Origin of the sequence: Streptomyces sp. NPDC050264 (assembly GCF_040655895.1) — a bacterium.
In the GTDB taxonomy this organism is placed as follows: domain Bacteria; phylum Actinomycetota; class Actinomycetes; order Streptomycetales; family Streptomycetaceae; genus Streptomyces.
Genome location: NZ_JBFAKV010000008.1, coordinates 203,037 through 216,789, shown reverse-complemented (window position 1 = coordinate 216,789; position 13,753 = coordinate 203,037). Strand labels below are relative to the sequence as shown.

Annotated in this window: 11 protein-coding genes and 1 pseudogene; 9 read left to right on the top strand and 3 right to left on the bottom strand. The window is 70.3% G+C overall.

Going from position 1 to position 13,753, the window contains the following annotated elements; genetic code table 11:
• Nucleotides 1-679: 679 nt before the first annotated feature.
• Nucleotides 680-1,105, bottom strand: a complete 426-nt coding sequence (locus AB0J02_RS16975; RefSeq protein WP_363194439.1) for a secondary thiamine-phosphate synthase enzyme YjbQ — start codon at nt 1,103-1,105, stop codon at nt 680-682.
• 155 nt (nt 1,106-1,260) lie between these two features.
• Here AB0J02_RS16975 and AB0J02_RS16970 point away from each other — a divergent pair, with 155 nt between their 5' ends.
• From AB0J02_RS16970 to AB0J02_RS16945, 6 genes are all read left to right on the top strand, one after another.
• Nucleotides 1,261-1,344 (top strand): putative leader peptide, encoded by an 84-nt coding sequence (locus AB0J02_RS16970; protein WP_363194564.1) that lies wholly within the window; start codon nt 1,261-1,263, stop codon nt 1,342-1,344.
• 113 nt (nt 1,345-1,457) lie between these two features.
• Nucleotides 1,458-2,336, top strand: coding sequence for an ABC transporter permease (locus tag AB0J02_RS16965; RefSeq protein WP_363194438.1), 879 nt, complete (start codon nt 1,458-1,460; stop codon nt 2,334-2,336).
• On the top strand, nt 2,309-3,169 hold the full coding sequence (locus AB0J02_RS16960) for an ABC transporter ATP-binding protein (RefSeq protein ID WP_363194437.1): 861 nt from the start codon (nt 2,309-2,311) through the stop codon (nt 3,167-3,169). Before AB0J02_RS16965 ends, AB0J02_RS16960 begins: the two co-directional genes overlap by 28 nt.
• Nucleotides 3,170-3,231: 62 nt before the next feature.
• A complete protein-coding gene (locus tag AB0J02_RS16955; protein WP_363194436.1) occupies nt 3,232-4,281 on the top strand; it encodes an ABC transporter substrate-binding protein in 1,050 nt (349 codons plus the stop codon).
• A 4-nt stretch (nt 4,282-4,285) separates the two neighbouring features.
• Nucleotides 4,286-5,449 carry an LLM class flavin-dependent oxidoreductase gene (locus tag AB0J02_RS16950; RefSeq protein ID WP_363194435.1) on the top strand — a complete coding sequence of 388 codons (1,164 nt, stop codon included), beginning with the start codon at nt 4,286-4,288 and terminating at the stop codon, nt 5,447-5,449.
• 52 nt (nt 5,450-5,501) lie between these two features.
• Entirely contained in the window at nt 5,502-6,614 is a 1,113-nt protein-coding gene (locus tag AB0J02_RS16945; RefSeq protein ID WP_363194434.1) for an NAD(P)-binding domain-containing protein, read from the top strand.
• A 92-nt stretch (nt 6,615-6,706) separates the two neighbouring features.
• On the opposite strand, the gene mltG is transcribed toward AB0J02_RS16945, so the two are convergent.
• Nucleotides 6,707-7,543: an endolytic transglycosylase MltG gene (gene mltG, locus AB0J02_RS16940; protein ID WP_363194433.1), complete on the bottom strand. Its 837-nt coding sequence runs from the start codon at nt 7,541-7,543 to the stop codon at nt 6,707-6,709.
• A 131-nt stretch (nt 7,544-7,674) separates the two neighbouring features.
• Nucleotides 7,675-9,486, bottom strand: coding sequence for an ABC transporter ATP-binding protein (locus tag AB0J02_RS16935; protein ID WP_363194432.1), 1,812 nt, complete (start codon nt 9,484-9,486; stop codon nt 7,675-7,677).
• A 114-nt stretch (nt 9,487-9,600) separates the two neighbouring features.
• Between AB0J02_RS16935 and AB0J02_RS16930 the strand changes: the two genes are divergently transcribed.
• From AB0J02_RS16930 to AB0J02_RS16920, 3 genes and pseudogenes are all read left to right on the top strand, one after another.
• Nucleotides 9,601-10,068, top strand: coding sequence for a MarR family transcriptional regulator (locus AB0J02_RS16930; protein ID WP_363194431.1), 468 nt, complete (start codon nt 9,601-9,603; stop codon nt 10,066-10,068).
• A gap of 92 nt (nt 10,069-10,160) precedes the next feature.
• Nucleotides 10,161-13,103: an FAD-binding and (Fe-S)-binding domain-containing protein gene (locus AB0J02_RS16925; protein WP_363194430.1), complete on the top strand. Its 2,943-nt coding sequence runs from the start codon at nt 10,161-10,163 to the stop codon at nt 13,101-13,103.
• 437 nt (nt 13,104-13,540) lie between these two features.
• Nucleotides 13,541-13,744, top strand: a pseudogene (locus AB0J02_RS16920) (glycosyltransferase family 39 protein); the annotation flags it as partial.
• Nucleotides 13,745-13,753: the final 9 nt, after the last annotated feature.

Sequence of the window (13,753 nt, the reverse complement as noted above, 5' to 3'; positions counted from 1 at the left end):
GCGCCAGCCTTCAGGAACAGTGCCTCGTCCTCACGATCCACCTCATGCGGCCACGGGTGATCGACGAGACGAGTTCAGGCCAAAGATCCCCGCCTCACCTGCATTTCGCGCCGCGAGGGGGCCGACGGTGCGACATGGTGGCAACACTCTCCGCGACCGAATGACGTTGGACCACACGATCTTCGCCGTTGGCCGAAGACGGATCATGGCAGCCGGAACGGAGAGACGAAAGGGGCGATCAGGCCAAAGCAGTGGCGAAACTTGAGGAAGAGGTCAAGGTCCGACCCGGATCTCCCCCTGCCATGACCACCCTTGGCGTCACGCTCCATGAGGAGGCCGCTCTCGACCTTCCGGTGGACGACCTGTCGCGTCAGACGTGGGGCGTCGGCGCCATGCTGGGCTCTGGGAGCCATCTGGGAGCCGACCCGCTCCCCGAGCCCTTCCGGCACCGCCCGAGACCACCTCACACCAACAACCTGACCAGGCAAAACACCAAACCACCCGGTGTCGATCTTGCCCGATCCTCATTCGGGACGAAGTGGTCGTGGGTTCAATTCCCGCCCCCGACAGAGAAACGCCCAGCAGGGCTGGTGCAGGCTTGGGCGGCAGCATCCGGTACGCGGCTCGATCGTCCAGTCGGTGCGGCCGGACTTCCCGACTATCCTGCAGCCAGCTCGGCTCACCCACCAAAGAAGCTCAACCGAACGTGACGGTTGTTGTTATCAACGTTGGTATCGACCAGACACACCGACTGCCACGTCCCCAGCTCCAGCGCTCCCCCGACCACCGGCAACGTCGCATGAGGCGGCACGAGCGCCGGGAGTACGTGGTCGCGGCCGTGGCCGGGGCTGCCGTGGCGGTGCTGCCAGCGGTCGTCCGCGGGCAGCAGGGTGTGCAGGGTCGAGAGGAGGTCGTCGTCGCTGCCTGCGCCCGTCTCCAGGACGGCGATGCCTGCCGTGGCGTGCGGCACGAAGATGTTGAGCAGGCCGTCGCGGCCCCGGGCGGCTTCGCGCAGGAAGGACTCGCAGTCGCGGGTGAGGTCGACGACTCGCTCGTCGGAGCCGGTGGTGATGTTCAGGATTCGGGTCGTGAAGGCGTCTGGCATGGGGCCATTGTCCCCCTGAGCCGCCTCTCGCCCGCTCGCGGCACGACCAGGGCCGCCGCGCCGGACGCCCGCCGAACGCCCGAAGGGTGGAACCGCCGGTCCACACGGTGAGACGGTATTGACCGTGTGTCGACAAGCTGGCTACGTTCTGGCGCATGTTGCGTTCAGTCCTGCTCACCACGCGCGGTCACATCGACCTGCTGCGGGTGACCTCCGCCGCGTGTCGCCGCGGTCACTGACGCCCTCTCGCTTCACCCTCCTCCCCTTGCCGCACCGGCTTCCCTCTGCGCCGGCGCGCCGTTGACGCGCGCCCGCTGACGCCGGGGCACGCCCTCCCCTGCCGTGGAGTGCCATGAGCATCAGCCATGCCCCGCCCGAGGCCCCTTCGCCTGACATATCCGTTACGTCGGACACCGTGACTCGTGCGCCGGAGCTCGTACCTCTCGTCCCCTCCTCGACCCGTCGCACCCGCGTCCCGCGCTGGCTGCGCCGCACCTCCGGCCCGCTTCTGTTGCTGCTCGCCTGGCAACTCCTCAGCTCCGCAGGCGTGTTGACGCCCGATGTGCTGGCTTCGCCGGGCACGATCGCCCGGGTCGGCCGCGATCTCGTCGCCGACGGCTCACTGACCGGCGCGATGGGCGTCTCCCTGCAACGCGTCGCCGTAGGGCTCCTGTTCGGCGTCGTCGTCGGGGTCGGCCTGGCGCTCGTGTCCGGGCTGTTCCGGATCGGTGAGGACCTGGTCGACGCCAGCGTGCAGATGCTGCGGACCGTGCCGTTCGTCGGGCTCATTCCGCTGTTCATCATCTGGTTCGGGATCGGCGAGGCACCGAAGGTCGCCATCATCACCCTCGGAGTCTCCTTCCCGCTGTATCTGAACGTGTACGCGGGGATCCGCGGCGTCGACTCCCAACTGGTCGAGGCCGGGGAGTCGTTGGGACTCAGCCGGTGGGGTCTCGTACGCCACGTCGTGCTGCCGGGGGCGCTGCCCAGCGCGATGACCGGCCTGCGGTACTCGCTCGGGATCGCCTGGCTCGCGCTGGTCTTCGCCGAGCAGATCAACGCGGACGCGGGGATCGGTTTCCTGATGGTGCAGGCGCGGGACTTCCTGCGCACCGACGTCATCGTCGTGTGCCTGATCGTCTACGCGTTCCTCGGCCTGCTCGCCGACTTCGTCGTCCGTTCCCTCGAAAGGCTGCTGCTGCAATGGCGACCGACGTTCACCGGCCGGTGACCTCCCCGTCTTCCCCGACCTCCCCGGCCTCCCCGACGGAAGGACTCGCCGTGCACGTGGCGGGTCTGACCCGCTCCTTCGACGGGCGTACGGTCATCGAGGACCTCCAACTCGACGTGCAGCCGGGCGATTTCGTCGCACTGCTCGGCCGCAGCGGCTGCGGCAAGTCCACCCTCCTGCGCATCCTCGCCGGACTCGACCGCGACATCGCGGGCACCGTTCTCGTGCCGCGCCGCAAAGCGGTCGCGTTCCAGGCGCCGCGGCTCATGCCGTGGAAACGGGTCTGGCGCAATGTGCTGCTCGGACTGCCCGGCAGGCCTGAACGAGCCCTGGCTGAAAGGGCGTTGGACGAGGTCGGTCTGGAGCACCGGACCAACGCCTGGCCCAAGACGCTGTCCGGAGGTGAGGCCCAGCGCGCCTCGCTGGCCCGCGCCCTGGTGCGCGAGCCCGATCTGCTGCTGCTCGACGAGCCGTTCGGCGCGCTCGACGCACTGACCCGGATCAAGGCCCAGCGTCTGGTGGGCGAGTTGTGGCAGCGGCGCGGCTGCGCCGTCCTCCTGGTCACGCACGACGTCGAGGAGGCCGTACTGCTGGCCGACCGGGTGCTGGTGATGGACGGCGGCGTCATCGCGTACGAGACCCGTGTCGACCTGGAGCGTCCGCGCGACCTCACCGACCCGCGCTTCGCCGCACTCCGTGCCGAGCTGCTACGACGCCTCGGCGTCGACCAGGACGACCAGACCGACCAGACCGACAGGTCCGGAGCGGATGCGGATGACGCGTCCGACCCGACGGACCGGCGTTCCCCCGTCGAGAAGCAGCCATCTGTCTGAGCGTGTCCACCCCTCGCCCCGACTCGCAGTTCTCAACCGCCCCTCCCCTGAACGGAATTGCCATGCGACGCCCGCTCATCCCCGTACTCCCCGCTCTCCTGGTACCCCTCGGCCTGCTCCTGACCGCCTGCTCCGGCACCACCTCCGCCAGCACATCGACGGCCGGCTCCGGCGGCGGCACGGACGGGAAAGGGTCGCTGACCCTCAACGTCGGTGACCAGAAGGGCGGTTCGGAAGCGGTGCTGCGGGCCGCCGGGGAACTCGACAACCTCCACTACAAGATCCGCTGGTCCACCTTCACCTCGGGCCCACCACTGCTGGAAGCCGTCAACGCCAAGGCCGTGGACATCGGTGGGGTCGGCAACACACCGCCCGTCTTCGCGGCCGGCGCCCACTCGAAGATCAAGGTCGTAGCGGCCAGCCACGGCACCGCGAAGGGCGACACGATCCTCGTCCCCGACGACTCCTCGCTGAAGAGCCCGGCGCAGCTGAAGGACAAGTCGGTCGCCGTCGCCCAGGGCTCGTCGGCGCACTACCAACTCGTCGCCTCGCTCAGGAAGGTGGGGCTCGGTCTGAAGGACGTCAAGGTCAAGTACCTCCAACCGGCCGACGCCCTGGCCGCGTTCACCAGCGGCAAGGTCGACGCGTGGGCCGTCTGGGACCCGTACACCTCGCAGGTGCTGCGCGGCAAGCAGGGACGGGTGCTGACCGACGGCGACGGGCTCACCAACGGCCTCGCGTTCCAGGTCGCCTCCCCCACCGCCCTCGCCGACCGGAAGAAGACCGCCGCGATCAAGGACTACCTCGACCGGCTGCGACGCGCCCAGGACTGGGTCTACAAGCACCCCGAGGAGTGGGCAAAGGTCTGGGCGAAGGACACGGGGCTCCCCTACGAGGTCGCACTCGACGCGGTGAAGCGCACGAACGGCACCCGCGTGACCGTCGCCGTCGACAAGGGCGCGATCGCCTCGGAGCAGCAGATCGCCGACGTCTTCACGCAGTTGAAGCTGATCCCGGGCAAGATCGACTTCTCCTCCTTCGTCGACCCCCGCTTCAACGGCGAACTGCCCGCCTCCACCACCGCACCCCGCACCTACGGCAAGGAGTCCTGACCCCATGACCGTTCACCTGCACTGGTTCCTGCCGACCGGCGGCGACGGCCGCACTCTCGTGGACCGGCACGCCTTCAGCCAGGGCGCACTGGAACGCAAGCCCGGACAGTCGATCGCCGGGGTGCGTGCGCCCAGCCTCGATTACCTCGTCCAAATAGCCAAGGCGGCCGAGCAGTTGGGCTTCGAGGCCGTTCTGACGCCGACCGGGACGTGGTGCGAGGACGCGTGGTTGACGACCGTCGCGCTCGCCCAGCACACCCAACGGCTCAAGTTCCTCGTGGCGTTCCGGCCCGGCGTGATCTCCCCCGTGCTCGCCGCCCAGATGGCGTCGACGTATCAACGCCTCACGCAGGGGCGGCTGTTGCTCAACGTCGTCACCGGCGGGGACTCGGCCGAGCAGCGGCGCTACGGCGATCACCTCGACCACGATCGCCGCTACGCCCGTACCGACGAGTTCCTCTCCGTGGTCCGCGGGGTGTGGGGCGGGAAGCCGTACGACTTCGACGGCGAGCACTACCAGGTCGACGGCGGGTTCACGGCGCTGCCGCCGGACCCGCAGCCGCAGATCTTCTTCGGTGGTTCGTCCGCGGCCGCCGGGCCGGTCGCGGCGCGCCACACCGATGTGTATCTGACCTGGGGAGAGCCGCCGCAGCAGGTCAAGGAGAAGATCGACTGGATTCGCGGGCTCGCCGAGAAGGAGGGGCGCACGGTGCGGTTCGGGATCCGGCTGCACACGATCTCGCGCGACTCCGCGCAGGACGCGTGGGCCACGGCGAACCGGCTGATCGACGACCTCTCCCCCGAGACGGTCGCCGCTGCGCAGGCCGCGCTCGGCCGCAGCGAGTCGGTGGGGCAGCAGCGGATGCTGGCGCTGCACGGCGGCACGCGCGAGGGGCTGGAGATCTCGCCGAACCTGTGGGCCGGTGTCGGCCTGGTGCGCGGCGGCGCCGGAACCGCCCTGGTGGGCAGCCATGCGGAGGTCGCCGACCGGATCGAGGAGTACCACGCGCTCGGCATCGAGCACTTCGTGCTCTCCGGCTATCCGCACCTGGAGGAGGCGTACTGGTTCGGCGAGGGCGTGATCCCCGATCTCGCGGCGCGCGGGCTGCTGCCCGCGGGTGCGCCGGTCGGGGGTGGCGCACCACTGCTGGTCGCGGGCGGGCGCTGAGCGCCGGCCGCCGGACGGGAAGATCTCGGGCCCCGGTCGAGTTGGCAGAAAGGTGAACGGGATCGGGGCAGGAGAGGGCGCCGCCGCGGCGGACGCGCGGCAGGTCGACGTGGTGGTCATCGGCGCCGGGCAGGCCGGGCTGTCCGCCGCCCATCATCTGCGGCGGGTGGGGTTCGAGCCGGAGCGGGACTTCGTCGTCCTCGACCACGCGCCGCGGCCCGGTGGCGCCTGGCAGTTCCGCTGGCCCTCGCTCACGTACGGCAAGGTGCACGGCATGCACGCGCTGCCGGGCATGGAACTGACGGGCGCCGACCCCGCGCGGCCCTCGTCGGAGGTCATCGGCGAATACTTCGAGTCGTACGAGAAGACGTTCGACCTGCGCGTTCGGCGCCCGGTCGAGGTGCAGCGGGTCCGCGAGGGCGACGGGGGGCGGCTGCTCGTCGAGACCTCGGACGGGGCCTGGGCGACGCGGGCGCTGATCAACGCGACGGGGACGTGGGACCGGCCGTTCTGGCCGCGCTATCCCGGCCAGGAGACGTTCCGGGGGCGGCAGTTGCACACCGCGCGGTACGCGGGTCCCGAGGAGTTCGCGGGGCAGCGGGTCGTCGTGGTGGGCGGCGGGGCGTCCGGGACGCAGCACCTCATGGAGATCGCTCCGTACGCCGCCGCGACGACCTGGGTGACGCGTCGCCCGCCGGTCTTCCGGGAGGGCCCCTTCGACGAGAACCTCGGGCGGGCCGCGGTGGCGATGGTCGAGGAGCGGGTGCGGCAGGGGCTGGCGCCTTTGAGCGTCGTCTCGGTGACGGGGCTGCCGGTGAACGACGCGATCCGCGAGGCCCGGGCGAACGGCGTCCTCGATCGCCTGCCCATGTTCGACCGGATCACCCCGACGGGAGTGGCCTGGAACGACGGGCGCGAGGTCGAGGCCGACGTGATCCTTTGGGCCACCGGGTTCCGCGCGGCGATCGACCATCTGGCACCGCTGAAACTGCGGGAGCCCGGCGGCGGGATCCGGATGGAGGGCACCCGCGCGGCGCTGGATCCGCGGGTGCATCTGGTGGGGTATGGGCCGTCGGCGAGCACCATCGGCGCGAACCGTGCGGGCCGGGCGGCGGTGCGGGACATCCAGCGGCTCCTCGCCCGGGGCACGCCGGTCGCGGCCTGAAAGCCTGCCCTTGAACGTCTGCCGCTGTACGTCGGCCGATGTACGTCGGCCCGGGGGCGACGACAGGCTGCCCCGGTCCGGTGTCCGGGCGCTCAGCCGTCCTTCTTGGCCTCGCCCCGGTTCTTGTTGAACTCCGCGACGTTCCTCTGCTGCTCGGCGTAGTCGGCGGTGAAGCGGGTGTCGCCCGGCTTGACCGTCACGAAGTACAGCCAGTCCCCCTGGGCCGGGCTGATCGCGGCCTTCAGGGCGTTGTCGCCCGGGTTCCCGATCGGTGAGGGCGGCAGACCCATGCGCGCGTAGGTGTTGTACGGGTTGTCGGTCTTGGTCTCCCTGGTGGTGGTGTCCAGCGTGGAGCGGCCGAGCGCGTAGTTGATGGTCGAGTCCATCTGCAGCGGCATGCCGTGGTCGAGCCGGTTGTAGATGACGCGGGCGACCCTGCCCATGTCCTGCTTGTTGTCGGCCTCCGCCTCGATGATGCTGGCGATGGTGATCGTCTGGTAGAGGTTCATCGCGTTCCGGTCGGCGCCCGCCGTGGACTGGCTGCCGTTGAACTTCTTGGTGGCCGTATTGACCATGTACGACAGCACGGACTGCGGGGTCGACTTCGCGTCGAGGGGGTAGGTCGCCGGGAAGAGGTACCCCTCCGGGTTGCCGCCCGCGTCCCCCGGAAGCTTGAGGCCCGCCTTGGGCACGGCCTTCTTGGTGGTGCCGGCCGGAAGTTCGAGGGCCTTGTCGACGGCGTCGTAGACCTGACCGGAACGCCAGCCCTCCGGAATGGTCAGGGCGGTCGGCCGCGCCTCGTCGTCCCCGGACAGTGCCAGCGGTACCGCGACGGCAGTGGCCGCCGCGACGGCCCCGGTCGCGATCAGGGCGACGCGCCCTCTGCGCGTGAGTCGCATCGTGCTCCGTGGCGGAGTCTCGTTCACCATGCCGGAACGGTAACCCGCACACCGGGACATTCCTGGCATATTTTCATGTCGGAGTGGGCTCCGGACCCGGCTGGTCCAGCGCACGAAGCGGCGGCGTGACCACCCGGCTCAGAGCACCCGCACACCGCTTCTCACGCCGCCGTCTCCAACTGGGCGTCACGCCGGACCAGAGCCGCGTACCGCCCTTCGCTGTCGAGCAGCTCCTCGTGCGTACCGCGCTCGGCGATCCGGCCCCCGTCGAGGACCACGATCTGATCGGCGCCTCGGATCGTGGAGAGCCGGTGCGCGATCGTGAGCGTGGTGCGGTCGGCGGACAGGGCGTCGATGGCTTCCTGCACCGCGTGCTCGGTACGGGTGTCCAGGGCGCTCGTCGCCTCGTCGAGGATGAGGATCGGCGGGTCCCGCAGGATGGTGCGGGCGATGGCCAGGCGCTGTTTCTCGCCTCCGGAGAAGCGGTGGCCGCGCTCGCCGACCACGGTGTCGTAACCGTCGGGCAGGCCGGCTATGTGGTCATGGATCTGGGCGGCTCTGGCTGCCGCGTGCAGCTCCTCGTCGGTGGCGCCGGGCTTGGCGAACCGGAGGTTGTCGGCGACCGAGGCGTGGAAGAGGTACGTCTCCTGCGAGACGACCCCGACGGCCCGCGCGAGGGTGTCGAAGTCCAGGTCGCGCACGTCGACCCCGTCGACCGTGACCCGGCCGCCCGTGACGTCGTACAGGCGTGGGACGAGATAGCTGAGCGTGGACTTGCCGGAGCCGGTGGGTCCGACGACGGCGAGGCTGCCGCCGGCCGGGACGGTGACGTCGATGCCGTCGAGGATCGGGCCCCGCCGGTCGTCGGCGTCGTAACGGAACTCCACGTCCTCGAAGCGGATCTCACCCTTGACGGTGTCCAGGTGGATCGCGTCCTTGCGCTCGGTGATGTCGACGGGGAGGTCGAGATACTCGAAGATGCGCTGGAACAGGGCGAGCGAGGTCTGGATCTGGACGCCGGTCTGCAGCAGGCTCACCGTCGGCCGGAACAGCCCTTGCTGGAGCGAGACGAATGCGACGAGCGTGCCGATGGAGACGCTCTGACCGCCGAGCTGGAACGCGATGCCGGCCGCCCAGTAGATGACCGCGGGCATGGCGGCCATGACGATGCTGATCACGGCCATGCGCCAGCGCCCCGCCATGTTCGACCGGACCTCGAGGTCGACCAGCTGGTCCGACTCGTCGGAGAAGGACTTCGTGAGCGAGTCGGCGCGGCCCATGGTGCGGCCCAGCAGGATGCCGCTCACGGAGAGCGATTCGGTGACGGTCGCGGCCATCGCGGCCATCTGCTTCTGGCGCTGGGTGGCGATCTTCTTGCGCTCGCGGCCGACCCGGCGGGCTATCCACACGAAGACCGGCAGCAGAAGCAGGGAGACGATCGTGAGGCGCCAGTCGAGGGCGATCATGGCGACGACCGTGGCGATGACACTCGTCAGGTTCGAGACGAGGCTCGTCGCGGTGGAGGTCACGGTCGCCTGCATGCCGCCGATGTCATTGGCGATGCGGGACTGGACCTCGCCGGTGCGGGTCCTGGTGAAGAAGGCGAGCGACATGCTCTGCAGCCGCCCGTAGACGGCCGTGCGCAGGTCGTGCATGACGCGCTGCCCGACGGTCGTCGAGATCAGGGTCTGCAGCACGCCGAAGACACTGGTGACGACGGCGCTGACGATCATGCCGAGGGCGAGCAGACTGAGCAGTCCGGTGCGGCCCTGCGGGATGGCGACGTCGAGAATTTCCTTGAGCAGGAACGGGGTGGCCACGGTGACCAGCGAGGCGGCGCCGACGAGCAGGCCGACGAGCGCGAGCCGGGCACGGTAGGGGCGGAAGAGGGACAGGATGCGGCGGATCTGTCGCGGCTGGTCCGATGCCTGGGCATCGGGCGGCGGCGTCCAGGTGATTTCGTCGCGGGGCATGGGCCTCCTAGGCACAGGGAGAGCCCGGCAGACAGGGGCCGGACTCGACTTTGAGGAGCATAGCTCATTGTTACCTATACTCACAATGCACAAAGTCCTGCTAATGTTCCCGGCATGAGTACCCCGGACGCCGACGGCTTCCTCGCCGAGCAGCTGCTGCGACTCACCCGCCGCCTGCACCGTATCCAGAAGCGCCAGCTGGAGCCGGTCGGGATCACACCCGCGCAGTCCCGTCTGCTGCGCACGCTGGTGCATTACGAGACGCCGCCCCGGATGGCCGATCTGGCCCAGCGCCTGGAGGTCGTACCGCGCGCCGTGACCAGCGTCGTGGACGGGCTGGAGACCGGCGATCTGGTGCGCCGGGTGCCCGACCCCACCAATCGCCGGGTCATCCGGATCGAGCTGACCGAGAAGGGCCGGGCCGCACTGCGGGAGCTGCGCAGCGCGCGCCGCGCGGCGGCAGAGGAGATCCTGGCCCCACTGGACGTGCAGCAGCGCGCCCAGCTGACGGTGTTGCTGAACGCGCTGTTCGAGGCTCCGCGCGACATAAGAGCCGAGTCCGCGCGCGACCACGAGAACTGATCGGACCACCCGTCGGATCGAGCCGACTCCGACGGAACACAACGGCACGATCGGTTCGAGCCACCCTGGCAGAACGAGGAGAGCGAGAGGCCATGCCGCTGCTGGAGCCGAAGCCGGAAGCCCTGCGTCCTGGGTCCCGTCCGTCGGGACCGGCGCCCGACCGGGTCGCGGACGGGCAGGCGGGCGGCACGCCGGAGCCGCTGCGCTCGGAGCTGGCGCGGTTGCTCGGCGCGGACAAGGTCCTCACGAAGATCTCGGACCTGGTGCGGTACGCCTCGGACGCGAGCCCCTATCGATTCGTGCCGCAGGTCGTGCTGGTCGCCGAGGACATCGACGACGTGTCGGCCGTGCTGTCGTACGCGCACGGCAAGGGCCGCGAGGTCGTCTTCCGCGCGGCGGGCACGTCGTTGAACGGGCAGGCGCAGGGCGAGGACATCCTGGTGGACGTCCGCAAGTTCTGGTCGGGCGTCGAGGTGATCGGTGACGGCTCCCGCGCCCGGATCGGCCCCGGCACGACCATCGTGCGGGCCAACGCGACGCTGGCCCGGCACGGCCGTGTGCTCGGCCCGGACCCGGCGAGCGCCATCGCCTGCACGATCGGCGGCGTGGTGGCGAACAACGCGTCGGGGATGACGGCCGGCACCACCCGGAACTCGTACCGGACGGTGGCCTCGCTCACCGTCGTCCTGCCGTCCGGCACGGTCGTGGACACCGCGGATCCGGCAGCCGACGAGGAGCTCGCACACGCCGAACCGGCACTGTGCGAGGGCCTGTTGGCGATCAAGCGGGAGATCGAGGCGGACGCGGAGCTGACCCGGCGGATCCGCGCCAAGTACGAGATCAAGAACACGAACGGATACCGGCTGGACGCTTTCCTCGACGGCGGCACACCGGTCGAGATCCTGCGCGGCCTGATGGTCGGCTCGGAGGGCACCTTCGGGTTCATCTCCGAAGTCGTCTTCGAGACACTGCCGTTGGACCGGTTCGTGTCGACGGCGCTGCTCTTCTTCCCCTCGCTGCCCGCGGCGGCCGCGGCGGTGCCCCTCTTCAACGCGGCGGGCGCGCGGGCCGTGGAGCTGATGGACGGCAACACGTTGCGGGCGTCGGTCAGCGTGCAGGGGGTGCCGCAGGACTGGGCCGAGCTGCCGAAGGCGACCACAGCGCTCCTCGTGGAGTTCCGGGCGCCCGACGAGGAGCGGCGGGCCGCCTACGAGGAGGCGGCCGCGAAGGCACTCGAAGGGCTCGAACTCGTCGCGCCCGTGGCCTCGGTGACCAATGCCTTCACGCGCGACGCGAAGACGATCGGGGGCTACTGGAAGGCCCGCAAGGCGTTCGTGACGGCGGTCGGCGGCTCGCGCCCTTCGGGCACGACGCTCATCACCGAGGACTTCGCGGTGCCGCCGTCACGGCTCGCGGAGGCCTGCGAAGCGCTCCTCGACCTGCAGACGCGGCACGGTTTCGACGCCGCCGTGGCCGGTCATGCCGCCCACGGCAATCTGCACTTCCTCCTTGCCTTCGACGCGGCCCTGCCGGCGGATGTGGACCGGTACGCGGCCTTCATGGACGATTTCTGCCGCCTGACAGTGGAGCGGTTCGACGGTTCCCTGAAGGCGGAGCACGCCACCGGCCGGAACATCGCGCCCTTCCTCGAACTGGAATGGGGGCCCAAGGCCACGGAGTTGATGTGGCGCACGAAGCGCATCATGGACCCGGACGGTGTCCTCGCACCCCGTATCGTCCTCGACCGTGATCCGAAGGCTCATCTGCGTGGCCTGAAGACCATTCCCAAGGTGGAGCTGATCGCCGACCCGTGCATCGAGTGCGGCTTCTGTGAGGACACCTGCCCCAGCGAGGACGTGACCACGACGCCACGCCAACGCATCGTGCTGCGGCGCGAGATGATGCGCCAGCCGTCCGGTTCGCCGGTCGAGGAAGCGCTGATCGACGCGTACGGATACGACGCGGTGGACACCTGCGCCGGGGACTCCACGTGCAAGCTGGCCTGTCCGGTGGGCATCGACACGGGGGCCTTCATGAAGGGCTTCCGGCACGCGCGCCACTCGCCGCGCGAGGAGAAGGTGGCCGCGCTCACCGCGTCCCGCTTCAAGACCGTCGAGGCGTCCGCGCGTCTCGCCGTGGCCGCCGCGGACAAGATCGGCGACCGGTTGCTCACCTCCGTGACGAAGACGGCCCGTAAGGCGGTCCGGCCCGATCTGGTGCCGGAGTGGCTGCCGGAGATCCCGGGCGCGGCCGCACGGAAACTGCCCCGCACCGCGCGCGGGGGCGCCACGGCCGTGTACTACCCGGCGTGCGTGAACCGCATCTTCGGCACCCCTGGCGATGTGTCACTCCCCGAGGCCGTCGTCGCGGTCTCCGCGCGCGCGGGCAGACCGGTATGGATCCCGGGTGACGTCGCGGGCACGTGCTGCGCCACGATCTGGCACTCCAAGGGCTACAACGAGGCCAACACGATCATGGCGAACCGGATCGTCGAGGCGGCCTGGGGCTGGACCGCGGGCGGCCGCCTCCCGCTCGTCGTCGACGCGTCGTCCTGCACCCTCGGCATCGCGCACGAGGTGGTGCCGTATCTCACCGACGCCAACCGGGAGTTGCACGCGGAGCTGACCGTCGTCGACTCCCTCGTCTGGGCGGCCGAGGAGCTGCTGCCGCGTCTCACGATCGAACGCACGATCGGCTCGGCCGTGCTGCACCCCACGTGTTCCATGGAACACCTCGGTGACGTGGACCAGTTGAAGGCGGTCGCCGAGGCCTGCGCCGACGAGGTGGTGATCCCGGACGACGCGGGGTGCTGTGCCTTCGCCGGCGACCGCGGCATGCTTCACAAGGAGCTGACCGAGTCCGCGACCCGCAAGGAGGCCGCGGAGGTGACCTCCCGCGCCTACGACGCGCATCTGTCGGCGAACCGGATGTGCGAGGTGGGCATGGACCACGCGACGGGCCGCTCCTACCACTCCGTGCTGATGGAGCTGGAGCGCGCGACCCGGCCGGCCGCGCAGGACGGCCGCCGCGGCTGATCCGCAAGGGGCGCGGAGCACGCGGGGCCTCGGCCGTTTCCCGTGCCGCCGGTACGCTCCCGGCGTACCGGGGGAAGGCGGGGGCATGAGCGAGGGCGCGGCGCGAGCGGAGCGGGACAGGGCGCCACTCGCGCCGACGGCATGGCGGCCGCTGCTGTGCGTCGCGGCCGCGTACGCCGCGACACCGACCCTGCTCTCGGCCCGATACGGCTACCACCGCGACGAGTTGTACTTCGTCGCCGCAGGGCGCCGCCTCGACTGGGGCTACGTGGATCAGCCGCCGCCCACTCCTGTGCCGGCCCGCGCCTCGACCGCCGTTTTCGGGAACAGCTTGGTCGGGCAGCGGGTGGTCGCGTCGCTCGCCGCGGCCTCGAGTGTGGTCGTAGTGGCGCTGGTGGCAAGGGAGTCTGGGCGGCGGCGCCCAGCTCCTGGCGGCCGTGCTCGCGGCGCTCGGTGCGCAGGTCCTCGCGGTCGGACACATGGTGTCCACGGCGACGTGCGACCCGCTGGGGTGGGTGACCGTGAGCTGGTTCGTGCTGCGGATGCTGCGGACCGGGGACGGGCGCTGGTGGCTCGCGGCGGGCGCCGTCGCAGGGATCGGCGTGCAGAACAAGTACCTGGTGGCGCTGCTCGTCGGCGTACTGCAGCTG

Excerpts from the sequence above, each read along its gene's own strand:
- AB0J02_RS16975 (WP_363194439.1), bottom strand. The coding sequence starts at position 1,105 with ATGCCAGACGCCTTCACGACCCGAATCCTGAACATCACCACCGGCTCC.
- AB0J02_RS16970 (WP_363194564.1), top strand. The coding sequence starts at position 1,261 with ATGTTGCGTTCAGTCCTGCTCACCACGCGCGGTCACATCGACCTGCTG.
- AB0J02_RS16965 (WP_363194438.1), top strand. The coding sequence starts at position 1,458 with ATGAGCATCAGCCATGCCCCGCCCGAGGCCCCTTCGCCTGACATATCC.
- AB0J02_RS16960 (WP_363194437.1), top strand. The coding sequence starts at position 2,309 with ATGGCGACCGACGTTCACCGGCCGGTGACCTCCCCGTCTTCCCCGACC.
- AB0J02_RS16955 (WP_363194436.1), top strand. The coding sequence starts at position 3,232 with ATGCGACGCCCGCTCATCCCCGTACTCCCCGCTCTCCTGGTACCCCTC.
- AB0J02_RS16950 (WP_363194435.1), top strand. The coding sequence starts at position 4,286 with ATGACCGTTCACCTGCACTGGTTCCTGCCGACCGGCGGCGACGGCCGC.
- mltG (WP_363194433.1), bottom strand. The coding sequence starts at position 7,543 with ATGGTGAACGAGACTCCGCCACGGAGCACGATGCGACTCACGCGCAGA.
- AB0J02_RS16935 (WP_363194432.1), bottom strand. The coding sequence starts at position 9,486 with ATGCCCCGCGACGAAATCACCTGGACGCCGCCGCCCGATGCCCAGGCA.
- AB0J02_RS16930 (WP_363194431.1), top strand. The coding sequence starts at position 9,601 with ATGAGTACCCCGGACGCCGACGGCTTCCTCGCCGAGCAGCTGCTGCGA.
- AB0J02_RS16925 (WP_363194430.1), top strand. The coding sequence starts at position 10,161 with ATGCCGCTGCTGGAGCCGAAGCCGGAAGCCCTGCGTCCTGGGTCCCGT.